Origin of the sequence: Phenylobacterium sp. (assembly GCF_041913825.1) — a bacterium.
Lineage (GTDB): Bacteria > Pseudomonadota > Alphaproteobacteria > Caulobacterales > Caulobacteraceae > Phenylobacterium.
In genome coordinates, this window is sequence record NZ_JAYSEO010000004.1 from 175,493 (window position 1) to 197,894 (window position 22,402).

General features: G+C 71.8%; 29 protein-coding genes. 8 read left to right on the forward strand and 21 right to left on the reverse strand.

Annotated elements, in window-relative coordinates; all coding sequences use genetic code 11:
• Positions 1-6: 6 nt before the first annotated feature.
• The 13 genes from ACE3Q8_RS04460 to ACE3Q8_RS04520 all read right to left on the reverse strand — a co-directional run bounded on the left by ACE3Q8_RS04460 (position 7) and on the right by ACE3Q8_RS04520 (position 9,623).
• Positions 7-366, reverse strand: a complete 360-nt coding sequence (locus ACE3Q8_RS04460; RefSeq protein WP_374469035.1) for a DUF6481 family protein — start codon at positions 364-366, stop codon at positions 7-9.
• An 8-nt stretch (positions 367-374) separates the two neighbouring features.
• Entirely contained in the window at positions 375-593 is a 219-nt protein-coding gene (locus ACE3Q8_RS04465) for a hypothetical protein (RefSeq protein ID WP_374469036.1), read from the reverse strand.
• A 39-nt stretch (positions 594-632) separates the two neighbouring features.
• Positions 633-845 carry a hypothetical protein gene (locus ACE3Q8_RS04470; RefSeq protein WP_374469037.1) on the reverse strand — a complete coding sequence of 71 codons (213 nt, stop codon included), beginning with the start codon at positions 843-845 and terminating at the stop codon, positions 633-635.
• Positions 845-1,024, reverse strand: coding sequence for a hypothetical protein (locus tag ACE3Q8_RS04475; protein WP_374469038.1), 180 nt, complete (start codon positions 1,022-1,024; stop codon positions 845-847). The genes ACE3Q8_RS04470 and ACE3Q8_RS04475 overlap by 1 nt, the downstream gene beginning before the upstream one ends.
• Positions 1,025-1,081: 57 nt before the next feature.
• Complete coding sequence (locus ACE3Q8_RS04480) at positions 1,082-1,291, reverse strand: cold-shock protein (protein ID WP_374469039.1); 210 nt, start codon at positions 1,289-1,291, stop codon at positions 1,082-1,084.
• A 241-nt stretch (positions 1,292-1,532) separates the two neighbouring features.
• Complete coding sequence (locus ACE3Q8_RS04485) at positions 1,533-1,760, reverse strand: hypothetical protein (protein ID WP_374469040.1); 228 nt, start codon at positions 1,758-1,760, stop codon at positions 1,533-1,535.
• A 21-nt stretch (positions 1,761-1,781) separates the two neighbouring features.
• Positions 1,782-2,852, reverse strand: a complete 1,071-nt coding sequence (locus ACE3Q8_RS04490) for a tetratricopeptide repeat protein (protein WP_374469041.1) — start codon at positions 2,850-2,852, stop codon at positions 1,782-1,784.
• Between the two features lie 57 nt (positions 2,853-2,909).
• Positions 2,910-4,973, reverse strand: coding sequence for a cell cycle histidine kinase CckA (gene cckA / locus ACE3Q8_RS04495; RefSeq protein WP_374469104.1), 2,064 nt, complete (start codon positions 4,971-4,973; stop codon positions 2,910-2,912).
• A gap of 94 nt (positions 4,974-5,067) precedes the next feature.
• Entirely contained in the window at positions 5,068-6,156 is a 1,089-nt protein-coding gene (gene flhB, locus ACE3Q8_RS04500) for a flagellar biosynthesis protein FlhB (RefSeq protein WP_374469042.1), read from the reverse strand.
• 3 nt (positions 6,157-6,159) lie between these two features.
• Entirely contained in the window at positions 6,160-6,915 is a 756-nt protein-coding gene (gene fliR, locus ACE3Q8_RS04505; protein WP_374469043.1) for a flagellar biosynthetic protein FliR, read from the reverse strand.
• A 19-nt stretch (positions 6,916-6,934) separates the two neighbouring features.
• Positions 6,935-7,198 (reverse strand): flagellar biosynthesis protein FliQ, encoded by a 264-nt coding sequence (gene fliQ, locus ACE3Q8_RS04510; protein ID WP_374469044.1) that lies wholly within the window; start codon positions 7,196-7,198, stop codon positions 6,935-6,937.
• A gap of 86 nt (positions 7,199-7,284) precedes the next feature.
• The gene (locus tag ACE3Q8_RS04515) at positions 7,285-8,859 is read right to left on the reverse strand and encodes a glycine betaine ABC transporter substrate-binding protein (RefSeq protein ID WP_374469045.1); all 1,575 of its coding nucleotides are present in this window, start codon (positions 8,857-8,859) and stop codon (positions 7,285-7,287) included.
• A complete protein-coding gene (locus tag ACE3Q8_RS04520; protein WP_374469105.1) occupies positions 8,856-9,623 on the reverse strand; it encodes an ATP-binding cassette domain-containing protein in 768 nt (255 codons plus the stop codon). Before ACE3Q8_RS04520 ends, ACE3Q8_RS04515 begins: the two co-directional genes overlap by 4 nt.
• Before the next feature lie 74 nt (positions 9,624-9,697).
• Between ACE3Q8_RS04520 and ACE3Q8_RS04525 the strand changes: the two genes are divergently transcribed.
• On the forward strand, positions 9,698-10,222 hold the full coding sequence (locus tag ACE3Q8_RS04525; protein ID WP_374469106.1) for a superoxide dismutase family protein: 525 nt from the start codon (positions 9,698-9,700) through the stop codon (positions 10,220-10,222).
• A 38-nt stretch (positions 10,223-10,260) separates the two neighbouring features.
• Here ACE3Q8_RS04525 and fliE read toward each other — a convergent pair whose 3' ends face one another.
• The 3 genes from fliE to flgB form a co-directional block, all read right to left on the reverse strand.
• Positions 10,261-10,521 carry a flagellar hook-basal body complex protein FliE gene (gene fliE / locus ACE3Q8_RS04530; protein WP_374469107.1) on the reverse strand — a complete coding sequence of 87 codons (261 nt, stop codon included), beginning with the start codon at positions 10,519-10,521 and terminating at the stop codon, positions 10,261-10,263.
• A gap of 61 nt (positions 10,522-10,582) precedes the next feature.
• On the reverse strand, positions 10,583-10,999 hold the full coding sequence (flgC, locus tag ACE3Q8_RS04535) for a flagellar basal body rod protein FlgC (RefSeq protein ID WP_374469046.1): 417 nt from the start codon (positions 10,997-10,999) through the stop codon (positions 10,583-10,585).
• Positions 11,000-11,025: 26 nt separating this feature from the next.
• Positions 11,026-11,454: a flagellar basal body rod protein FlgB gene (gene flgB, locus ACE3Q8_RS04540; protein WP_374469047.1), complete on the reverse strand. Its 429-nt coding sequence runs from the start codon at positions 11,452-11,454 to the stop codon at positions 11,026-11,028.
• A gap of 90 nt (positions 11,455-11,544) precedes the next feature.
• On the opposite strand from flgB, the gene ACE3Q8_RS04545 reads away from it, so the two are divergent.
• Together ACE3Q8_RS04545 and fliP are read left to right on the forward strand one after the other, a co-directional pair.
• Positions 11,545-11,823: a flagellar biosynthetic protein FliO gene (locus tag ACE3Q8_RS04545; protein WP_374469048.1), complete on the forward strand. Its 279-nt coding sequence runs from the start codon at positions 11,545-11,547 to the stop codon at positions 11,821-11,823.
• Positions 11,823-12,620, forward strand: coding sequence for a flagellar type III secretion system pore protein FliP (gene fliP, locus ACE3Q8_RS04550; protein ID WP_374469049.1), 798 nt, complete (start codon positions 11,823-11,825; stop codon positions 12,618-12,620). The genes ACE3Q8_RS04545 and fliP overlap by 1 nt, the downstream gene beginning before the upstream one ends.
• Positions 12,621-12,626: 6 nt before the next feature.
• Here fliP and ACE3Q8_RS04555 read toward each other — a convergent pair whose 3' ends face one another.
• Genes ACE3Q8_RS04555 through ACE3Q8_RS04575 form a run of 5 tightly spaced genes read right to left on the reverse strand, consistent with a single transcriptional unit; the run spans position 12,627 to position 18,568 of the window.
• A complete protein-coding gene (locus tag ACE3Q8_RS04555; protein WP_374469050.1) occupies positions 12,627-15,560 on the reverse strand; it encodes an endoglucanase in 2,934 nt (977 codons plus the stop codon).
• 4 nt (positions 15,561-15,564) lie between these two features.
• Positions 15,565-16,392, reverse strand: coding sequence for a MotE family protein (locus ACE3Q8_RS04560; protein ID WP_374469051.1), 828 nt, complete (start codon positions 16,390-16,392; stop codon positions 15,565-15,567).
• Positions 16,389-16,898, reverse strand: coding sequence for a DUF6468 domain-containing protein (locus ACE3Q8_RS04565; RefSeq protein WP_374469052.1), 510 nt, complete (start codon positions 16,896-16,898; stop codon positions 16,389-16,391). Before ACE3Q8_RS04565 ends, ACE3Q8_RS04560 begins: the two co-directional genes overlap by 4 nt.
• Positions 16,895-17,947, reverse strand: a complete 1,053-nt coding sequence (fliM, locus tag ACE3Q8_RS04570) for a flagellar motor switch protein FliM (protein WP_374469053.1) — start codon at positions 17,945-17,947, stop codon at positions 16,895-16,897. The genes ACE3Q8_RS04565 and fliM overlap by 4 nt, the downstream gene beginning before the upstream one ends.
• 33 nt (positions 17,948-17,980) lie before the next feature.
• Positions 17,981-18,568 carry a flagellar basal body-associated FliL family protein gene (locus tag ACE3Q8_RS04575; protein ID WP_374469054.1) on the reverse strand — a complete coding sequence of 196 codons (588 nt, stop codon included), beginning with the start codon at positions 18,566-18,568 and terminating at the stop codon, positions 17,981-17,983.
• 217 nt (positions 18,569-18,785) lie between these two features.
• Between ACE3Q8_RS04575 and flgF the strand changes: the two genes are divergently transcribed.
• The 5 genes from flgF (at position 18,786) to ACE3Q8_RS04600 (ending at position 22,386) form a co-directional block, all read left to right on the forward strand.
• Positions 18,786-19,523, forward strand: coding sequence for a flagellar basal-body rod protein FlgF (gene flgF / locus ACE3Q8_RS04580; RefSeq protein ID WP_374469055.1), 738 nt, complete (start codon positions 18,786-18,788; stop codon positions 19,521-19,523).
• A gap of 14 nt (positions 19,524-19,537) precedes the next feature.
• The gene (gene flgG / locus ACE3Q8_RS04585) at positions 19,538-20,326 is read left to right on the forward strand and encodes a flagellar basal-body rod protein FlgG (RefSeq protein WP_374469056.1); all 789 of its coding nucleotides are present in this window, start codon (positions 19,538-19,540) and stop codon (positions 20,324-20,326) included.
• A gap of 4 nt (positions 20,327-20,330) precedes the next feature.
• Positions 20,331-21,089: a flagellar basal body P-ring formation chaperone FlgA gene (flgA, locus tag ACE3Q8_RS04590; protein WP_374469057.1), complete on the forward strand. Its 759-nt coding sequence runs from the start codon at positions 20,331-20,333 to the stop codon at positions 21,087-21,089.
• 14 nt (positions 21,090-21,103) lie between these two features.
• Complete coding sequence (gene flgH, locus ACE3Q8_RS04595) at positions 21,104-21,838, forward strand: flagellar basal body L-ring protein FlgH (protein ID WP_374469058.1); 735 nt, start codon at positions 21,104-21,106, stop codon at positions 21,836-21,838.
• Between the two features lie 86 nt (positions 21,839-21,924).
• Positions 21,925-22,386 (forward strand): hypothetical protein, encoded by a 462-nt coding sequence (locus ACE3Q8_RS04600; RefSeq protein WP_374469059.1) that lies wholly within the window; start codon positions 21,925-21,927, stop codon positions 22,384-22,386.
• Positions 22,387-22,402 lie beyond the last annotated feature (16 nt).

Consider the following 22,402-nt stretch of genomic DNA (forward strand, 5'->3'; position numbering starts at 1 on the left):
GTCCCGCTAGCGGCGGGCCTTGCGGGCGGCGTAACGGGCGTCGCGCTTGGCCTTGGCCTCGGCCTTGGTCAGCGCCTTGCGCTCCTTGCGCTCGCCGCGCTTGAGGTCGAGGGCGGCGGCCTCGGCCGCCTGGACGGCGGCGTTGGCGGCTTCGATGGCGTCGGCGGCCGCCTGCTTGCGGGCCGCGCGGGCCTCCACGCGGTCCTGCCGGACACGGGCCAGCGCGGCGGCGCGCTCGGCCACGCGGTCGGCGATCCGCGGGTCGGTGACGGTCGGCTTCGGCTGGAACTTGGCGAGCAGGGCCTGGCGGGCGTCCCGCGAGGTCTGCAGCCGGTCGGCGAAGCCGTCCTTGAGAGCGTTCTTCATGGGGTCCTTCAGGCCTCGTCGCCGGGGGCGCGGTCCGCCGCGCCCAGGAAGATCAGCCGGTCGGCGGCGCGGCGTTCCTCGGCCACGGCGAGTTGCGTCCAGACCGCCGCAGCGGCCTCGTGCTGTTCGCGGGGACGGGCCAGCTCGCACGCCTCGGCCGCGGCGTTGGCGGCTTCGGCGCGGACGCGGTACTCGACCGCGCGCTGTTCCGACTTCTGGATCGACATCCTGGACTCCGTCCGGCGGCGTGATCGGGCGGGATCGCCCTAGAAGATCGTAGTGGAAACGCCCCAAAGCACCTGATTGATCTCGCGAGCCAGGCGCTCCGCCTCCGCCAGGCTGACGCCGGGCCGAAGGTCGAGGGTGAACAGCGAGCAGCTGTAGGAGGACACCGCGCCGGTCGAAGGCTCGAAGGCCAGGAACGGCGCGCCGTCGGCGGCTTGCTGGACGGTGCAGCGGTGCTGCTGGTCCGGGCTCATTACAGGATGCTCCGATCGCCGGCCAGGCGGCGCCGGTTGAGCCGTTCCAGGAGGTCGGCGGCGTCCATCCAGCCGAGGCCGGACTGGAGCGCCCGGGCCAGCACCACCGTCTCGCCCGTCGAGCGGTCGAAGACGGTCCAGCCGGAGCGATCCGGGCGGGCGTCGTACTGGTGGCTCATGGCCGGGGCTCCGGAGAGGAGCGCGGTCCGCTTGGACCGCGCCCCGCCCGTGTGAGGCTAAGCAGCCTGGAGGCTGCCGGCCGACATCTTGCCGCTGCGCTGGTCGCGCTCCAGCTCGAAGCCGAGCTTCTGGCCTTCGTGCAGGCTGCCGAGGCCGGCGCGTTCGACGGCCGAGATGTGCACGAACACGTCGTTGCCGCCGTCGTCAGGCTGGATGAAGCCGAAGCCCTTGGTGGGGTTGAACCACTTCACGGTACCGTTTTGCATTGTCGTCCCTTTCCGGACACGAGTTCTCGCACCCAACGCGGGCGGCGAGATCAAATTTTCGGGTAGGGTCGGAAGGCGTTTCTGGCGAAGACCGCTAAGGATCGGCCAGATCGGCAGGCGAGCCGGTTCGAGATTTGATTGAGCGAAGATGGAGACAATCCCCGCTCAATTCAAGGTTTTTCTCTGAATATGTTTTAGGCTCTCGGAAAAGATTGAGCTTTCCACGGCGCCTAACGGGGATCTATCGGTCCCGCTTCGGTGGGCTCACCTTGCGGACGACGAGCTCGTCCACCTCCAGGCGGCCGATCCTGAGCCGGCGGACCGTCATCCGGCCGACCGCCAGCCGGCCGATGGCCAGCGCCCCCAGGGCCAGGGCGCCGAGCGCCAGCGCGCCCACGGCGAGCGCGCCCGCCGTCCCCGCGCCCAGCGCCTCTGCTGGGCGGGCCCTGGCCGGCAGGCGATGGCTCATGGGATCCTCCATTGCTTGGGCTCAGCCCCGCGCCTCCAGCGCCCGGCGCACGTCGGCGATCACTCCGGTCCAGTCGCCGGGCGTAGCCTGCCGAAACAGCCGCATGGACGGGTACCAGGGGCTGTCGCTGCGGTCGCGCAGCCAGCGCCAGTCGGCCGGCTGCGGCAGCAGCAGCCAGCACGGCTTGCCCATGGCTCCGGCCAGGTGCGCGACGCTGCTGTCGATGCTGATGACCAGCTCCAGGCTCTCGATCAGCCGCGCGGTGTCGGCCATGTCGCGGGCGCCGGTGTCCTCCGGATGCAGGCTGACGGCGCCCGGCAGGGCGTGCAGCGCCGCCACGGCGTCGGCAGACAGCGCGCGCTGGGCGTGCTTCGGATGGCGAGGGTTGCCCTGGGTGGCCAGGCCGATCCCCGCGCCCTGCAGCCGGGCCGGCAGGTAGGGGGCCGGTGGGATGGTCTCCAGCGTCGTGCCGAGGCGGTACGGCAGCGAGGCCGACATCACCCAGGCGTCGTGACGCGGCAGGCTGACCTTGCCTTCCGTCGGGATCAGATGGACGCCGAGCGGCTCGAAGAGCCGCGTGAGCGCGGGGTTGCAGACCAGGGTCACGTCCACGCCCTGCGCCTTCAGCGCGGGGGCGTAGCGGGCGAACTGGATCTGGTCGCCCAGGCCCTGCTCGTGCCAGATCAGCAGCGAGCGGACGGGCTCGCCCTGCCACTCGGGGAACGACAGCTTGGGCTTCGGGAAGGCGTCGGGCCGGGCGAAGCGGCTCTCGTACAGCGGCCAGGCCTCGGCGTAGCGGCCGTCGCGCAGCAGCAGGACGGCGAGATTGAGCTGGGCGACCATGTCGTCCGGCTTCGCCTCCAGGGCCGCGCGATAGACGCTCTCGGCCTCGGTGGTGCGGCCCTGGCTCTCCAGCAGCAGGCCCAGGTTGCGGAACGCCTCCGGCGCAGGCGCGGCCTTGAGGATGGCGCGGTAGAGCGCCTCGGCCTCGCCCAGCCGGCCCGACTGCACGGCGGCGACGGCGCGCCCGAAGGCGTCGGACAGGCTGAGGGTCTTGGCAGCAGGCTCGGACACGCGGGGCTCGTCGGACATGGAGGGCGATCATTGGAGCCGCCGGCGCGCCGAGGCAAGGGCGCGGGCGCCGCAGGCTCAGGCCGCCTTCTGCAGCTCCTGCTTCACCCGCTCGGCGAGCGTCTTGATGTCGATCGGCTTGGGCAGGAAGGAGACGTTGGTCTCGCCCTCCAGCAGGTCGGAGAACTCGCTCTCGGCATAGCCGGAGATGAACATCACCGGCGCCGCGCCCAGGTAGCCGCGGGCCTGCTTCAGCAGGTCGGGGCCCTGCATCCCGGGCATGACCACGTCCGAGATCATCAGGTCGATCTGGCCGGCGTGCTCCTCGGCGAGCTCCAGGGCCTCTTCGCCCGAGGCCGCCTCGATGACCTCGTAGCCGCGGGCGCGGAGCAGCTTGGCGGCCACGCCGCGCACCGCGTCCTCGTCCTCGACGAACAGGATGCGCCCGGCGCCCGAGAGGTCCCGCGCCACCGGCCGCTTCGGCTGGACGGGCTGGATCGGCGGCTGCACGGCCGACGGCACGTGCACCGGCAGGAAGATGCGGAAGGCCGCGCCCTCGCCCGGACGGGAGTCGATGCTGATCCAGCCGTCCGACTGCTTGACGATGCCGTAGACGGTGGCGAGGCCGAGGCCCGTCCCCTCGCCCACCGGCTTGGTGGTGAAGAAGGGTTCGAAGATCTTCTCCATGATCTCGGGCGCTATGCCGGGACCGTCGTCGGAGACCTCGATGAGCGCCTGGTCGCCCTGGGCGCCGGGATAGCCCATCTGCTGGGCCTGCTCCTGGGTGAGGCGCGCGGTGCGGATCTTCACCTGGCCGCCGCCGTGGGCGCGCACGGCGTCGCGGGCGTTGACGGCGAGGTTCATCACCGCCGTCTCGAGCTGGCCACGGTCGGCCTTCACCTGCGGCAGGTTGCGGCCGTAGTCGGTGACCAGCTTCACGTCCTCGTAGAGCACGCGGCGCAGCAGGACCTCGAACTCGCTGATCAGCTCGCCCAGGTCGAGCACCTCGCGCTGGACCGTCTGCTTGCGCGAGAAGGCCAGCAGCTTGCGCACCAGGTCGGCGGCGCGGGTGGAGGTCTGGCGGATCTCGTTCAGGCCCTCGTAGGAGGGGTCGCCCACCGGGTGGCGCGAGGCCAGCACGTCGAGCTGCATGAAGATCGCGGTCAGCAGGTTGTTGAAGTCGTGGGCGACGCCGCCGGCGAGCTGGCCGATGGCCTGCATCTTCTGCGACTGGGCGAGCTGCAGCTCGATCTGCTTCTGCTCGGAGACGTCCACCAGGTAGGCGACCCAGCGGCCGTCCGACTTCGAGAGATAGAGGTGTGCGATGCGCGCGGGATCCTGCGCCAGCCGCACCTCGAGTGCGCCCACCTGGTTCCCCGCCGCCAGTCGCTGGGCGGCGTCGGCGCGCGAGGCGGGATCGATCAGCTCGCCGAACGCCTGGCCGACCTCGCCGGCGCCGGCCACCGCCTTCAGCGCCGGGTTGGCCTCCAGGATCTTCGCCTCGAACGGGTCCTCTCCGTCCAGCAGGGCCGCGCCGAACGGCGAGGCGGCGGCGAAGGCGTCGAGCACCTTGGGCGGCGGGCTCTTGGCGGTGGAGACGGCCTGGATCACCTCCAGCGCCGCGGCCGGCAGGGCCAGCGTCGGGGGATGGTCGGCGACGCGCACGAGGAAGCGGCGCGCGCCCAGCGGCGAGACCAGGGCCTCGTGCTCGGCGCCGTTGGTCTTGATCACCGCCCGGCCGGTCTCGCCCCGGCGGGCGGCGGCGAGCGCGGCGAACAGGCTGGCGCCCGACGCGCCGCCCTTCGGCAGGCGGGTGGCGGCGCCCAGGGTCTTCCTCCAGGCGGCGTTGGCGGCATGGACACGCCCGTCGGCGCCGGCGATGGCCGAGGGTTCGGGCAGGGCCTCGATCAGCTTGTCGGCGCCGGGCTCGCTCTCGCTCACCGGGTCGGCCGAGCCGCGCATCACGAACAGGCCGAGGCAGGCCACGCCCGCCAGGCCGATCAGCAGCAGCAGGCCGGCGAGCGTCGTCGGCCCGGCGTTCAGCGCCGGCGTCGCCGCCAGGCCCACGGCCAGCAGGAAGAACACCACGGCGGCGGCGGTGAGCGGGTCGAACCCGCGGCGCTTGGGCTGGCGCTCGGCCATGGCGCGCGACGGCGTCTCCGGACGGTGGACGGCGAACTCTATCGAATCACTCATACGCATTCTCTCACAGCGGCCGCATTGTCACAGGCCCGCCTCACAGGGGCCGCGCGCGGCGTTCGGCCTTGCGGCCGCCGTTCAGGATGAAGCCGATGATCTTGGCCACCGCCTCGTAGTGCGCCGGCGGGATGATCTCCTCCACCTCCACAGCCGCGTAGAGGGCGCGGGCCAGCGGCGGGTCCTCCACCACCGGCACGCCGGACTCCTCGGCGATGGCGCGGATCTTCAGGGCGAGGCTGTCGAGGCCCTTGGCGACGCACTGGGGCGCCTCGTCCTCGCCCTGCACGTACTTGAGCGCGACGGCGTAGTGGGTCGGGTTCATCACCACCACCGTCGCCTTCGGCACCGCCTGCATCATCCGCTGGCGGGCGCGCGTGTGGCGGATCTGCTTCTGGCGCGCCTTCACGTGCGGGTCGCCTTCGGACTGCTTGAAGTCCTCCTTCAGCTCCTCCTTGGTCATCCGCATCCGGACCATGAAGCGCTGCTTCTGCCAGAACCAGTCGGCGCCGGAGACCACCAGGAGCAGGCCGCAGACCGCGAACACCAGCCGGCGCAGGATGTCGGAGGTGATCGGCAGGATCATCGCCACCTCCATGCTGGCCAGCTTGGTCATGGCGCCGAGGTGCGGCTTGAGGATCCACCAGACCAGCGCGCCGACGATGATAATCTTCACCACGCCCTTCACGAACTGCATGAGCGCGTCGAGGCCGAACAGGCGCTTCAGCCCCTGCATGGGCGAGAGCTTGCTCCACTCCGGCTTCAGCTTGTCGGGCGTGAACATCAGCCCGGTCTGAACGAGGTTGCCGGCCGCGCCCGCGAAGGCCGCCGCGGCCAGGACGATCAGGATGATCGGCGCCGCCGCCATCGCCGCCCGCCGCGCGACGCCGACGCCGGAATGGCCGGAGAGGTCGAAGCCGTCGGCGTCGGCGATGAACGGCAGGAGCTCCAGCGCCAGGTTGCGCGCCATCCAGCCGCCGGAGATCGCCAGCACGCCGGCCACCGCGAAGAAGGACAGGAACTGCGGCAGGTCCTGGGTCTTGGGGACGTCGCCCTTGGCCCGGGCCTGCTCGAGCTTTCGCGGAGTAGGCTCTTCTGTCTTCGATGCGCCGTCGTTCTCTTCAGCCATGCGTCACCCGAAGCGGCTCAAGAGGTCGCGGTAGCGATCGGTCCAGACGACGCCGACCACGCCGAGCGACAGGGCGAAGACCGAGAGGCCGGCCAGCACCATCAGCGGAGTGGCGACGAAGAACACCTGGAACTGCGGCATCACGCGGCCGACCACGCCGACCGCGATATTGAAGATCAGCGAGAACACCAGCACGGGCGCGGCGAGCTGCAGGCCGAGCGCGAAGGACTTGCCCACCGTCTCGATGGCCAACTGGGTCGCGTCGGCCACCATCACCGGCTTGGTGAAGGGGAACAGCTGATAGGACTTCACGATGGCGCTGATGAACAGGTGGTGCAGGCCGGTGGTCATCACGAGCAGGATGCCGATCAGCCCCAGGAAGGTGCCGAGCGTCGTCGAGGGCTGGGCCTGCATCGGGTTGGCGGTCTGGGAGAAGGCCAGCGTCGTCTGGATGGAAACGATCTCGCCGGCCGCCGCCAGGGACGACATGAACAGCCGCAGGATGCCGCCGATGATCAGGCCGATCATGGTCTCCTTGATCACCGCGCCGGCCACGCCGCTGAGCGCCATGGGGATGGCGGGCACGCTGGGGCCGATCACCGGAAACAGGGTCAGCGCCAGGACGAAGGCGAGCGACATGCGCACGCGCGCGGGGATGAAGCCCTCGCCGATGCCGGGGATCAGCATGACGATGGCGGCAAGCCGCGCGAACAGCAGGCCGGCGGCGTAGACCTGCTGGGCTGTGGCGTAGGATTCCATGGCGGCCGCGCGGCCTGCCCTACATCGCCGAGATGCGGGCCGCGATGTGCCGCATGAAGCCGCTCATCAGCGCGCCCATGAGCGGCAGGAACACCAGCAGGGAGACGAAGATCGCCACGATCTTCGGGGCGAACACCAGCGTCTGCTCCTGGATCTGGGTCAGCGCCTGCAGCAGGCCGATGCCCACGCCCACGACCAGCCCGACGATGAGCACCGGCGCGCAGAGCTGGATTGTGAGCCAGATGGCGTCGCGGCCGACGTCCAGAACCTCGGCGCCGTTCATGGGGACCTCGCGGAAAGCTTACGGAATCGGCGCGGGGCGCCGTCGGTCGCAGCCTCGTCCCGCATGGTTAACGAAGGGCTAAATGGTTAACGGCGGGGCGGATCCCCTGCGCCCGCCGCGAGCGCCCCATCCAGCGCCCGCGCGGCCGCGGCGGGCGAGGCCTTCCCCGTGTCTCGGTCGACGCTGTAGTTGGCGGCGCGCATGGCCTCCACGGAGATCGCGCCGACCAGCGGGCGCAGCGCGTCCAGCAGCCGCTCGTCGTCAGCGCGCCGGGGCGAGACCAGGATCACGGCGTCGTACGGCGGGATCGCGCCCTTGGGGTCGGTCAGCACGGTGAGCCGGTCGGCGGCGATGCGCCCGTCGGACGAGAAGGCGCTGATCACGTCGGCCTCGCCGCCCGCGAGCGCCCGGTACATGAAGGTGGGCTGGTAGGACCGGGCGGCGCGGAACCGCAGGCCGTAGGCGGCCTCCACGGCCCGCCACTCGGGCCGCGACAGGAATTCCAGGTCGGAGCCGAGGGTGAGCCCAGGCCCACGGGCGGCGAGGTCGGCGATGGAGGCGATCCCCAACGCCCGGGCGCGGTCCGTCCGCATGGCGAAGGCGTAGGCGTTCTCGAAGCCGAGCGAGCCCAGGACGACGACGCCGTCGCGGCGCTTCAGCTCCGCGGTGAGCTCGCGCAGGACGCCCGCTCGGCCCGGGTTGTCGGTGCGGCCGAGCACGTTCGTCCAGAGCGTGCCGGAGTAGTCCACGTAGACGTCGAGCTCGCCGGCCGCGAGGGCCGAATAGGCGATGGAGGAGCCGAGGTTCTCGCGGCGGCCGACCTCGGCGCCCGTCCGCTGGATGCGCCCGGAGATCAGCTCGGCCAGGATGTACTGCTCGGAGAAATTCTTGGCGCCCACGACGTAGGCGGCCGGGCGGCCGAGGCTGACCAGCGGCGAAACCGCCAGGACGACGCCCAGCAGCAGCCCCAGACCGCCGGTCAGCACGCGCGCCCGGCTGCGGCGGCGCACGCCGGACTCCACCAGTCCCAGGAGCTGGTCGGCGGTCAGCGCGAGGGCGGCGGAGGCTGCGCAGCCGAACAGCACGAACACCCAGTTCTCGGTCTGCAGGCCGGCGAAGATGTAGTTGCCGAGGCTGGTCTGTCCGACCGGGGTGGAGAGGGTCGCCGCCCCGATCGTCCAGACCGCGGCGGTGCGCACCCCCGCCATGATGACCGGGGCGGCGAGCGGCAGCTCCACCTGCAGCAGCTTCTGGCCGGAGGTCATGCCGACGCCGTCGGCGGCCTCGCGCACCGCAGGGTCGACGCCGAGGATGCCCGCCGCACCATTCCGCAGGACCGGCAGCATGGAGTAGAGCGTCAGCGCGAGGAGCGACGGCAGGAAGCCCAGGGCCGAGAACCCGCGCCCGAGGAGCGCGGCGCTGAACGCCGAGACCGCCAGCAGCAGGGGATAGAACAGCGCCAGCAGCGCCAGGCTCGGGATGGTCTGGACGAGGCTGGCGAGCGCCAGCACCGGCCAGCGCAGCCGCGGACTGCGGGCCGCGCCGATCGCCAGGGGCAGGCTGATCGCCACGCCCAGCAGGAGGGCGCTGGCCGACAGCAGCACGTGCCAGCCGAGGTAGTCCGGCAGCAGGGCGAAGGCCTCGGCCAGCCGCGGGTTCATCCGCCGAGCCTCTCGCGCAGCCGCTCGGCCTGGCGCCGCGGAGCCTGCAGCAGCGCCCGGACGTCCGGGTCGGCGGCCTCGGCCAGCAGCCGGGCGGGCGCGCCGTCGGCCAGCACCCGGCCGGCCTTCAGCACCACGATGCGGTCGGCGAGCAGCACCGCCTCGGCGATGTCGTGGGTGACCATCACCGTAGTCAGTCCGAGCCGCTCGTGCAGGGCGCGAACGTCGGCGCCGAGCTGGTCGCGGGTGAGCGGGTCGAGCGCGCCGAACGGCTCGTCCATCAGCAGCACGGCGGGCTCGGCGGCGAGCGCACGGGCGACGCCGACCCGCTGCCTCTGGCCGCCCGAGAGCGCGTCGGGGGTCCGCTCGGCCATCGCCTGCGGCAGCGCCACCAGGTCGAGCAGCTCGGCGGTGCGGCGGGCGATCCGCGGGCCGTTCCAGCCGAGCAGGCGGGGCGTGACCCCGATGTTCTCGGCCACGGTCAGGTGCGGAAACAGGCCCACCTCCTGGAAGACGTAGCCGATCCGCCGGCGCAGCCGGTGCGGCTCGGCGGCCGCCACGTCTTCGCCCTGGACGCGCACGGCGCCCACGTCGGGGCGAACCAGACGGTTGATGGTCTTGAGCAGGGTGGTCTTGCCCGAGCCCGAGCCGCCGACCAGGGCGACGAACTCGCCTGGCTGCACCGCCAGCGACACCTCGGCGAGCGCCGCCTGCGCGCCGTAGCGCTTGCCGACCCCCGAGAGCTCGATCACCGCCCCTGCCATGGCCAACGGGTAGCATGCTCTGTAGGGTTCGCCCTCCCCCAACGCGTACGGAGTTTTCGATGACCGCCCTGAAGCTGTTCGGCGCCGCCGCCGCCGCCCTCGTCGTGGGGTCCGCCGCCGTCGCCCAGACCCCTGCCCCTCAGACGCCCGCACCTCAGGCCCCCGCCGCCACCACCGCCGAGCTGAAGAACGGCGCCGGCGCGACGATCGGCAAGGTGACGCTGACGCCCGCGCCCAAGGGGGTGCTGATGCGGGTGGAGGCCAGCGGCCTGACGCCGGGCTGGCACGGCCTGCACTTCCACGAGAAGGCCGACTGCTCGAAGTCCGACTTCACCTCGGCCGGCGGCCACACCCACCCGGGCGGCGACCGGGTCCACGGCCTGCTGAATCCCAAGGCCAACGAGACCGGCGACCTGCCGAACCTGCACGTGGGCAGCGACGGCCGCGGCGCGGCCGAGGTGTTCTCGAGCCTGATCACCCTCGACAAGCTGAAGGACGCCGACGGCTCGGCGGTGCTGATCCACGCCGCCGCGGACGACCAGCTGAGCCAGCCCATCGGCGGCGCGGGCGCGCGGGTGGCCTGCGCGGCTGTGAAGTAGCCCCGCGCCCGCCGGGGCGGCGACCCGAGCGCGCGCGCTCAGATCGGCATGCGCATGATTTCCTGGTAGGCGCTGATCACCTGGTCGCGGACGGCCATCACCGTCTCCAGGCTCGCTTCGGCGGCCGAGATGGCCGTGACCACGTCCACCAGCTCGGCGCGGCCGGCCACCTGGGCGGCCATCTGGGTCTCGGCGTGCTTCGAGGCCTTCACCGCGTCGGTCATCGCCGACTTCAGGATGTCGCCGAAGCCGCCCACGCCGCCCACGTCGCCGGCGCCCAGGCCGGGATCGACGCCCATCGTCTTCTGGGTGGCGGCGTAGGCCTTGGCGGCGGCGAGCGGGCTGATCACGGGCTAGCTCCTACTTCTTCAGGAGGTCGAGGGTGCGCATCTCCATGGCGCGCGCCGTCTCGATGACGTTCAGGTTGGCTTCGTAGGCCCGCTGGGCCTCCTTCATGTCGAGCGCCTCGACCAGCGAATCGACGTTGGGCAGCTTCACGTAGCCGTTCGCGTCGGCCCCCGGCGCGCCGGGATCGTACTCGGTCTTGAAGGGCTTCTGGTCCGGCTGCACGCCCGTCATCCGCACACCCTGGGCGCCCGCCACCTTGGTGGGCTCGAACACCGGCGCCTGCCGGCGATAGGGGTCGCCGCCGGCCACCCGCGAGGTGGAGTTGGCGTTGGCCAGGTTCTCGGCGATGACCCGCATGCGGGCCTGCTGGGCGCGCATGGCCGAAGCGGCCACGGCCTGGGCGACGCCGGCGATCGAACGGGGAGCCATGGGGGGCTACTCCTTCAGCTCTGCGCTCAGCGACCCGGGGGCCGGGCCGCCATCCGCAGCAGGTTCATGGACTTCTGGTAGAAGCTGATCGCGGCGTCGTAGCTCATGCGCGCCTCGCTCATCTTCAGCATCTCCTCCTCGAGGGACACCGCGTTCCCGTCGAGGGTGGTCTCCACGACCTCGCTCTTCGTGGTCTTGAACCCCCGCGCCGCGGCGCTGGAGGCCGAGGGCGAGACCAGGTGGCCGGGGTGGGTCACCGCCTGGACGCCGGCCGGCTTGAGGCCCGGCGCGGGCGCCCGGGCCGGGGCCTGGAAGCTGAACGCCTTCAGGTCCTTGGGCGCGAATCCCGGAGTGTCGGAGTTGGCGACGTTCTGCGCGATCAGCTTCTGCCGTTCCGACAGGTAACCCAGCCGGTTGCGCAGCATCGAGAACAGCGGGATGTCGCCGATATCCATGGTCGAACATGGTGAATAAACAGGGTTAATCAGCGATTAAGGGATTCACCCCCGAATGCCGCTCAGAACCCTCTAAGTGGCAGAAGCTGCATGGATTTTCCTCTCCTGCTCCGGGCGATCTTCGCCCTCGCCCTGACCCTCGGCCTAATCGGCCTGGGGGCGGTGGCGCTGCGGCGCTTCGGCCCGGACGCCCTGGCCCGACTCAGCCGTCCGAAAGCCGAGCGGCGACTCGCCATTGTCGAGAACCTGGTGCTCGATCCGACCCGCCGGCTGGTGCTGGTGTCCTGCGACGGCCAGGAGATGCTGCTGCTGCTGGGCGAGGGGCGCGTGCTGGCCGAGGGCGTCGCGGCGCCGAAGGATCCGGCCTGATGCGCAACCTGCTCAAGGCCATCCGCGCCCTGCCGGCGGACGACTGGCGCCGCGCGTTCGGCATCTCGCTGATCACCACCCTCGGCTTCCTGATCTTCCCCGCGGCCGCAGCCGCCCAGGCGGTGAACATCGACCTCGGCACGGGCGCGGGCCTGACCGAGCGCGTGGTCCAGCTCATCGGCCTGCTGACGGTGCTGTCGCTGGCCCCTTCCATCGTCATCATGACCACCTCGTTCGTGCGGATCGTGGTGGTGCTCTCCCTCCTGCGCACGGCGCTCGGCCTGCAGCAGAGCCCGCCCAACTCGGTGATCATCTCGCTGGCGCTGTTCCTCACCGCCATCGTGATGGGCCCGACCATCGAGCGCTCCTACCAGGAAGGCATCAAGCCGCTGCTCGACCAGCAGATCGAGCTGCCCGAGGCGTTCGACGCCGCCGGCGGGCCGGTGAAGCAGTTCATGCTCTCGCAGGTGGACCGGGACGACCTGGCGCTGTTCGTGCGGCTGTCGAACATCCCGCGCCCGGCGACGGTGCAGGAGACGCCGCTGCGGGTCGTCACGCCGGCCTTCATGATCAGCGAGCTGAAGCGCGCCTTCGAGATCGGCTTCCTGCTGTTCGTGCCCTTCCTGGTGATCGACCTGGTCGTCGCCAGCGTGCTCATGAGCATGGGCATGATGATGCTGCCGCCGGTGACCATCAGCCTGCCCTTCAAGCTGATCTTCTTCGTGCTGGTGGATGGCTGGCGGCTGGTCTGCGGCAGCCTCGTGGAGAGCTTCCAGCGAGCCGGCGGCGGGGGCTAGGGCCCGCTAGGCCGCGGCCTGGCCCCGGGGGACGTTGGTCGGCGCCTGCTTGGCGGTCGCCGCCGGCGTGGACGGGCTCGGGCGGGTGCGGAAGCGGTCCTTCATCCGGGCGACCCAGCCGGCGAACACCTCGTTGTCGGCGGCCACGCGGCCGAAGTCGGCGGCGCTGAGCCGGCCGGACGGCACGCCGGTCAGCGCCACGCGCAGCGCCTCGGGATTATGCGCCTGGTCGTAGAAGCCGCGGTACTGGCTCTCCAGCCTCGCGAGCGACGCCTCGTCGCCCGCCAGGCTGTAGGCGACGCCCGCCCGCAGCAGGCGGCCCTCCTCCTCGCTGGACAGGGCCTCGGGCCGGCGCCAGCGGTCGCCCAGCGACTTCTCGAACAGCGGGCCGGCGGCGGCCCAGTTCTTCTGCTTCCAGGTGATCTCGGCCCGCAGCTCCTGGGCCTCGCGGGAGGTGTCGCGCTCGATGATCTCCAGCGCCCCGTCGTAGCGGCCGACGCCGGTCCAGGCGCGCGCCTCGATGAGCCGCCGCTCGGCGTTGAGCGCCGACGGCAGGATGGTGGTGCGCGACGCGTTGATCGCCCGCAGCGCCTGCTCCGGCTTGCGGTCCATCAGGTAGATCAGCGCCAGGTCGGTGGCCACCTGCGCCCGGGCCACGCCGTCCAGGCGGTTGTCGGCCTGGTACTTCAGGAGGTCGGCGGCCTGGGTGAGCAGGTCCACGTCCACCAGCCGGCGGACGAGCTTGCGGACCATCATGTCCCCGTCGGCGCCGATCGGCGTCAGCTCCTTGAAGTCGTAGAACAGGGCCAGCGCCTGGATGGGCTCCAGCCCGTCGGCCAGGCCGTCGAGGAACAGGCTGCGGAAGGCGCCGGCGAGGTCGTTCTGGAGCTGCACCGCCTCGGGCAGGTCCGGCAGCCGCATCCCGGCCGAGCGCAGCGCCTCCAGCGCCTCGCGGTAGCGGCCCTGGCCCAGGTAGAGCTGGCCGAGCGCGCGGATGGTCTCGAGCTCGGTGGCGTCGCCGCGCCAGCGGTAGCGCAGGCCATCGAAGGTCTGGGCGGCCTGGACGGGCGTCACGCGGCCGGTGTCGAGCTGGATCTGGGTGGCGCGCAGGATGGCCGGCGCGGAGAGCGATTCCAGCGGCGCGCGGCTCACCGCCTGGTAGACGCGCAGCGCCCGCTCACGGTCGCCCTGCATCTCGAACAGCCGGGCCTGCACCAGCCGGGTGGCGAGCTCCTCGAGGGAATCGGTCTTGTCGGCCAGGGCGAGCTTGATCCGGGCCTCGGCCCCCGGCAGGTCGCCCATGGCAAGCGCCGCCTGGGCGTCGCCGCGGGCGAACCGCGCCTTCCAGACGGGCGAGAACTGCGAGAAGGCCTCGATGCCCTTGGCGAACTGGGCCCGGGCCTCGGGCCAGTGGGCCTGCTGGGCGGCGACGTAGCTGCGCCACATGGAGGCCGACGGATCCTCCGCCAGCACCGGGGCCGAGAAGTCGGCCTCGGCTTCCTTGTAGCGGCGGGCCATGACCCGGGCGATGCCGCGCAGGCCGCGGAACTCGGCGTTGTCGGCCAGCTCCGGGTGGCGGCGCATGGCGGCGTTCAGCACGCCGATGGCCTCGAACGACAGTTCGGAGCCGACCAGGAACCGGGCGAGCGCGAGCTGGGCGGCGACCGGCGCGCCCTTGTCCTGGCTCGCCGCCTCCTCGGTGGCCGCCGTGAAGAGCGCATTGTAGCGGGCGAGGAAGCCGTGCTCGCCGGTCTGCGACCAGGTGGGGTCGATCAGGCCCGGCATGGCGGCGCGACGCGGCGCGCCCAGGCTCTCGGCCTGACGGGCCTTCACCGCCCAGTCGGGCGATAGCGTCAGGCCGCGGCCGTTCGCGATGCTGACCAGGTCGCCCTCCCGGGTGACCTGCAGGTCGTCCACGTAGGACTCGACGGCGAGGCCCTGGACGGACGGCAGCAGGGCGAGCTGGACGAAGTCGCGGCGCAGCGGCACGCCCTTGGCGGGCCCCAGCGCGGTGACCACCTTCAGCTCGTCGCCGGCCGCCGGGTCGGGCAGCCGGATCACGCGCGTGGCGCCGGCCACCGCCGCCTTGAGGATCGGCGGCCCCTCCACCGCGTCGCGCGAGACCCGGACGACCGAGGGCGCCGCCTGGCCGCCGTTGCCGAGCGCGATGGTCCAGACCGCCCCTTCGGCCGTGGCCGCCACCGGCACGCCGCGGGCCGCGTCGATGCGCACGGCGGCGTAGTCCGAGCCGCGAACGGCCTCCATGCCCGAGTACTGCGGCACGCCGAGCGGCGCCTTGGAGACGTCGAGCCTGGCCGGGGCGTCGAACACCACCCAGATGGAGCCGCCGCGCCGGAACACCGCGGCGCCGGCCGGATTGGCCCACTCGAAGGTCAGCAGGACCTGGCCGTTGGCGACCTTGGCCTGCATGGGCACCACGCCGCCGCGCGGGACGGGGTTGGGCCGCGGCGGTTCGGGCTCCACCGGCGGCGGGGCGGCCTCGGCGACCTTGGCGGCTTCCGCCGGCGCGGCCGGGCGCTCGAACACGTTGACGTAGGTGGCGCCGTCGGCGGAGCCGACCTTCGCCTCGGCGTTCTCGGCGAGCAGCAGGGTGAGCTCGAGCCGCCCCGAGACGTGACGCTTCTCCGCGCCCTCCAGCCACCTGGGCGGCGAGGTGCGCAGGCGCGCGATGTCGGGATCGGCGTCGCGGCTGAAGGTCAGGATCAGCTTGCGGCCGTCGCGGCGCGTCACCGCCCTGGCGCCTCCGGACCAGTGGAACTCGACGCGTGAGAACTCCGGCGCCTGGGCGATGCGCACGTCCAGCGGCCCGCGCGGGGCGAACCGCTCGCTGCCGCCGGGCGCGGCGGCGCCGGTCGGCGCGGCCAGGCCTGCGATGCAGGCGGCCGCCACCCCGGTCCGGAGGGCGCGGCGCAGGCTCATCGGATCAGCCGGCCTTCGCCTGCGGCGCCGCCGGCGGTGCGGCGGGCGCGGCGGCCTTGCGCGCCGGCTGGGCGGGCGGGGCGGCGGCCTGCTGGGCGGCGGGCGCAGCCCCGGGCTGGGGCTCGGCAGCCGCCGCGGCGGCGCGCATGGCGGCGGCCTTGGCGTCGGTGAACCGCTTCGCCAGCGCTTCGGTGAGCTTCTTGGCCTCGGCCGGCGGCATGGCGGCGAGGATCGCCGACAGCGCGCGCTCCTTCATCTTCGCCGCCACCGGGATGCGGACGGAGTCGTCCAGCAGCACCATCCGCGGGGCGGCGTCCTTGGCCTTCATGCCCTCGAACACCTTCACCAGGCGGTCGATCTCGGCGGCTTCCTTGTTGTCGGCCTGGACGAGCAGGCCCTGGACCTCGCCCTTGAGGCCGTTCAGGGCGCGCATCTTGGCGTCGAGCTTGGCCTCGGCGGCGGCGAGGAGCGCGATCTGGGTGTCGAGCGCGGTCTCGCGCTGGTCGAGTTCGCCGCGGCGCGCGCCCAGGCTCTGCAGCACCTGCAGCTCGGCCGGGGAGAGCCCGGCCTGGCGCGCGAGTTCGGCGGCGGTGGGCGCGCAGGCGGCGCCGCGGGCCGCGGCCTGCGCGGCGGCGTCCTTGCCCTGGGCGGCGGCGGCCTTGGCCTCGGGCTTGGCGGCTTCGGCCTTGCCGCCCTTGGCGGTCTCCTCGGCGAAGGCCTTGGCGCCCGACAGCAGCTCCGGCAGGCCACGGGCGCCGGCCAGCGCGTTGACGGCCAGGACGCCGCCCATGGCGACGCCCACCAGCGGCAGGATGCGCGGCATGCTCTTCATCGACGGCCCCCGCTGACCTGGGTGAGGGTGAGCGGCTCGTCGTCGAACAGGTCGTCCTCGTAGGCTGGCTTCGGCCGGGCGGCGGGCTCGCGGGCGGGCGCGCGCTCGGGCCGCTTGCGGGCCTCGCGGGCGGCGGCCAGCAGGGCGCCCAGCCGGCGCTCCTGGGCCCGGTCGTCCTCCTCGCGCTCGGCCTCGGCCTCGGCGGCGCGGCGGCGCGGGGTGGCCGGGGCCTGCTCGATCAGCCGCTCCAGCTTGTGGGCGAGCTCGCGGCCCTTCTGGATGCGGTCGCCGAGCGCGTCGGTGGCCTCGTCGGTGGCGGCGCGCAGGTCGGCGAGCCCCTGCTCGGCCCGCTCGGCGGCGGCGTTCAGCTCGCGCACGGCGGTGGCGAAGCCGTCGTGGCTATCGCGCAGCGCCTGCAGCCGCTTGTTCAGCCGCCAGCCCATCGCCAGCGCCGCGGCCAGCAGGCCGGCGAGCATCAGGTTCAGGCCGATCGCGATGATGCTCATGTGAACCTCTGCACGGCGCGCCGCGCGCTGGGCGTCAGGGGCGCCTCGACGCGGACGGCGATGTGGGCGTTGCGGCGGCCCATGCGGCCGCGGGTCAGGGGGATCTGGCCGGCGCGCAGTTCGATCAGGCTGTCCGGCGTCGCGTTGAGCATGATCGTGTCGCCGACCTTCAGGTCCAGGACCTGCTTGAGGGGGATCTCCTGCTCGTCGAGCACGGCCCGCACCTCGGTGGTGGTGGTCCAGAGCTCGGTCGCCAGGTGGCTCTCCCAGATGTTGTCGCGGCCGAACTTCTCGCCCATGAACTGCTGGAGCAGCATCTTCCGGATGGGCTCGAGGGTCGCGTAGGGCAGCAGAAGCTCGATTCGGCCGCCGCGGTCCTCCATGTCGATGCGCAGCTTGACCAGGATGGCCGCGTTCGCCGGGCGGGCGATGGCGGCGAAGCGCGGATTTGTCTCAAGCCGGTCGAGGGTGAAGCTCACCGGCGTCAGCGGCTCGAAGGCCTCGCGGGCGTCGGCCAGCACCACCTCGACCATCCGCTGCACCAGCACGCGCTCGATGGTGGTGTAGGGGCGGCCCTCGATGCGCATGGCCGCGGTCCCGCGCCGGCCGCCCAGCAGCACGTCGACGATCGAGTAGATCAGGTTCGAATCGACCGTCAGCAGGCCGTAGTTGTTCAACTCCTCGGCCCGGAACACGGAGAGGATCGCCGGCAGCGGGATCGAGTTCAGGTAGTCGCCGAAGCGGATCGACGAGATGTTGTCGAGGCTGACCTCGACGTTGTCCGAGGTGAAGTTCCGGAGCGAGGTGGTCATCAACCGCACCAGGCGGTCGAAGACGATCTCGAGCATCGGCAGGCGCTCGTAGGAGACCAGCGCCGAGTTGATGATCGCCCGGATGCCGGTGCGCTCGCTGCCGTCGTCGTCGGAGAGGTCGAAGCCGAGCAGGCTGTCGATCTCGTCCTGGTTCAGGATGCGCTCGGCCGCGTTTCCGCTGTCGCCGCCTTGGGCGGCGTTCCAGTCTGCGGCGTTGGGATCGTTCTCGTCGGCCATGGCAAGCTACGCACCGACGCCCCGGGAGGGGCGTCAGTTGATCAGCATCTCCTCGATGAGCACGGCGTTCGCCTTGGTCGGCGCGATCACCAGGTTCACGCGGCGCAGGATCTCCATCCGGAGCTGGTAGGAACCCTGGCTGCCCTGCAGGTCCTCGGGGCGCAGCTCGCGCAGGAAGGTCTGGAACATGTCCTGCAGCCTCGGCATGTTCGGATCGAGCGCTTCGACGGCCTCCTCGTCCGGCAGCTCGAAGGTGAGCTTGAGCTTCAGGAAGGTGGAGCGGCCCTCGGCGGTCTGCATGTTCACCACGACGTCCGGCATGGTGTAGAACACCACCCCGTCGGGCCCCTCGCGGACCTGGGCGCCGCCGCCCTCGCCTTCCTTGCCGCCCTTCTCCTCCTTGCCCTTCTTTTCCTTCTTCTTCTCCTTGCCCTTCTCGGCATGGGCCTCGTCGGGCTTGGGCTTGAGCAGGAAGAAGGCCGCGCCGCCGCCGCCGCCCAGCACGAGGATGGCGGCCGCCCCGGCGATGAGCAGCAGCTTGAGCGGCGGCTTCTTCTTGCCGCCCCCCTCGCCGTCCGCGCCCTCCTCGTCGGGGGCTTCCTTGACCTTGTCCTCGGCCACGCGCGCGTTCCTTAGAATCTTAGCCCCATACGCATGGCCCAGGTTTGGTTAAGAACCCGTTTTTAACGGAGATTAACGGGGGCAAATCGCGCCCGGCAGAAATCGCCGGGCGCCCATTGTTAACCATCTTAACTGCTGGATTTCTTAGGGTTTTCGTCTGGCCCGAAGCTTGCAGCAGAACCCTGCGACAGTTCGTTTCGGGTTCAGGCGAAGCTTAATGGAAAACGCATCCTACGTGGGGCTTTCCCGCCAGATCGTGCTTCGGCGCGAGATGGACATCATCGCCAACAACATCGCCAACGCCGATACCGCCGGCTTCAAGGTCGAGTCGCTGATGCAGCGGGTCGAACCCAAGGCGCCGGCCTTCACCCTGCAGGGCCCCAAGCCGGTCAAGTTCGTGGTCGCCGACGGCGTCGCCCGGGACTTCGCCCAGGGCGCGCTGCGCAAGACCGACGGGCCGTTCGACATGGCCATCGAGGGCCAGGGCTTCTTCCGCGTCCAGACGGCCGAGGGCGAGCGCTTCACCCGCGACGGCCGATTCCGGACCGACGAGATCGGGCGCCTGACCACCCAGGGCGGCTCGCCGGTGCTCGACGAGGGCGGCGGCGAGATCACCGTCGACCCCGACCTCGGCGCGATCAACATCGGCGTCGACGGCACCATCACCCAGGGCGGCGAGCGGATCGGCAAGCTGGCGGTGGTGAACTTCGAGAGCCTGTCCGTCCTCGAGAAGCGCGGGGACAACCTCTACCAGAACACCTCCAACGCGATCCCGCAGCCCGCCGTCGAGGTGAAGGTGCGCCAGGGGATGCTGGAGGGCTCGAACGTCCAGCCGATCCTCGAGATCACCCGGATGATCGAAGTGCAGCGGGCCTACGAGTCCATGGCCCGGATGATGGATTCCAACGCCGACCTGTCGCGCCGCACCGTCGAGCGCATGGGCCGGGTCAGCTAAGGGAGTAGACGACGATGCAGGCGCTTCGCACGGCCGCGACGGGCATGGCGGCCCAGCAGCTCAACGTCGAGGTCATCTCGAACAACATCGCCAACATGAACACGGTGGCGTTCAAGCGTCAGCGCGCCGAGTTCCAGGATCTGCTCTACCAGACCCTCGAGCAGGCCGGTGCGCAGTCCTCGGACCAGGGCACGATCGTGCCCACCGGCGTGCAGATCGGCGCGGGCGTGAAGGCCGGGGCGGTCTACCGCATCCCCACCCAGGGCACCATGACCCGCACCGACAACCGGTTCGACCTGGCCATCGACGGCCGGGGCTACTTCCAGGTGCTGCTGCCCACCGGCGAGACGGCCTACACCCGCGCCGGCAACCTGTCGGTCAACGATCAGGGCCAGCTCGTCACCCAGCAGGGCTACCAGATCCAGCCGGGCATCGTGGTCCCGAACGACGCCACCGAGGTCTCGATCTCCATGGCCGGCCAGGTGCAGGTGACCCAGCCCGGCCAGGCGGCTCCGACGGTGGTCGGCACCCTGGAGCTCGCCACCTTCATGAACGAGGGCGGCCTGATCCAGAAGGGCGACAACCTGCTGATGGAGACCGCCGCCTCGGGCCCCGCGCTGACCGGCACCCCGGGCACCCAGGGCATCGGCGAACTGCTGCAGGGCTACACCGAAGCCTCGAACGTGGACGCGGTGTCCGAGATCACCGCCCTGATCGTCGCCCAGCGGGCCTACGAGATGAACTCCAAGGTCATCTCCACCGCCGACAACATGCTGGGCGTGGCCAACCAGGTGAAGTCGTAAGGCCATGACCCGCGCCGCCCTCGCCCTCGTCACCCTCCTCGCCGCCGCCGCCGGCCCCGTGCTGGCGGCCCAGCCGGTGACTCTGAAGGCCGACACCGTCGACGCCGACGGCATGGTCACGCTCGGCGATCTGTTCGACGGCGCGGGCCAAGCCGGCGCCGTGCGCGTCGCCGCCCGCCCGGGCCAGACCGTGTCGCTCGACGCCCGCATCGTCCAGGCGATGGCCTGGCGCGCCGGGCTCGAGTGGGCCAACGCCGAGGGCGTGAAGCGCATCCTGGTCCGCGGCCCGGCCGGCGCCGGTCCGGGCGCGGGCGCAGGGCCGGTCGCCGCCCGCGGGAACGTCGAGGTGCTGACCTACGCCCGCAGCCTGGCCGCCGGCGAGGTGGTGCAGGCCGAGGACCTCGTGTGGGCCAAGATGGCCGCCGCGCCGGCCGACGCGCCCGCCGACGCCGAGCAGGTCATCGGTCTCGCCGCCCGCCGCCCGCTGCGGGCCGGCGCCGCCGTGGGCGCCCGCGACGTGGCCGCGCCCCAGGTGGTGAAGGCCGGGGACCTGATCACCGTCGCCTACGAGGACGGCGGCATCTCGCTCTCCCTCCAGGCCAAGGCCCTGGGCGGCGGCGCCGCCGGCGAGGCGATCGCGGTCCAGAACACCGTCTCCAAGAAGACCCTGCAGGCCGTCGTCGCCGGTCCGGGGCAGGCCCTCGTGGGCCCGGCCGCCGACCAGTTCAAGGCCGCCCGCTCCACCCGCTACGCGCTCCGCTAGAGGAAGCCACAGTCATGCGTCTCAAGACCCTCGTCCTCGCCGCCGCGCTGGCCCCGCTCGCCGCCTGCTCCACCGTCGTCGAGACCGTGAAGGGGCCGGAGCTCGCGCCTGTGGGCTATCCCGCTGCGCTGGTGCCGCAGCACCAGGTCGTGCTGCCTAGCGTCCCGGCCCAGCCGGCCAGCGCCAACTCCCTTTGGCGGAGCGGCGCGCGCGCCTTCTTCATCGACCAGCGCGCCAACAAGATTGGCGACATCCTGACCGTCAACATCGACATCGACGACAGCGCCAAGACGATCAATTCGACGACCAGCTCGCGCAACTCCAGCGCCACCCTGGGCGCGCCGCACCTGCTGGGACTGGAATCGAAGATCGGCCGCCTTCTGCCGCCCGGCACCCCGGCCGTGGATCCCTCGTCGCTGATCGAGACCGCGTCGAAGAACGCCAACACCGGCAACGGCGCCGTCAACCGGGCGGAAAAGATCTCGCTGACCATCGCCGCGGTGGTCAGCGCCGTGCTGCCGAACGGCAACCTGGTGATCCAGGGCACCCAGGAGGTGCGCACCAATTTCGAGGTCCGCCAGCTCACCGTCGCCGGGATCGTGCGGCCGGAGGACATCTCCAGCGCCAACACCATCCGCCACACCCAGATTGCCGAGGCGCGGATCAGCTACGGCGGCCGCGGCGACATCAGCCGGGTCCAGAAGACGCCGGCCGGCCAGTCGCTGGTGGAACGCTTCTCGCCCTTCTGACCGGGGCATTTTCTGCCCGCAGGTGACGCAGGTCACCGCAACGCGGCGGCGGATGTGGCGTTAACCCCTGCAGAAGGGGTCGTCTCATGCGCCGCCGCGCCGTTCTCAGCTTCGTAACCGCCTGCGCTCTCAGCGCCTGCGCCCACCAGCAGACCCCGTCCGCCCTGCCCGGCATGGCCTGGTCGCTGCACGAGGCGGAAGGCGAAGGCGCCAAGCTGGCGTTCGGCCAGCCCTACAGCGACAACGTCGTCCTGATGATGAGCTGCGCGCCCGGCTCCGGCACGGTGCTGGTCTCGGCCAACGCGGCGGCCGACGCCCGCCCCGAACTGACGCTCGCCTCCGGCAGCCGTAGCGCGCGCTACCGCGCCGAGGTCGCGCCGGGAATGGGCGAAGGCGCCCTCGTGGAAGCCAGCGCGCCCGCCACCGACGCCGTGCTGCAGCGCTTCGCCGACAGCGGCGAGCTGGCCGTGGCCGTCAACGGCCGCCGCACCGCCGTCCCCGGCGACAAGGCCAAGGCGCGACGGTTCCTGTCGAGCTGCCAGGGCTGAGGCCCCCTCCCGCCGC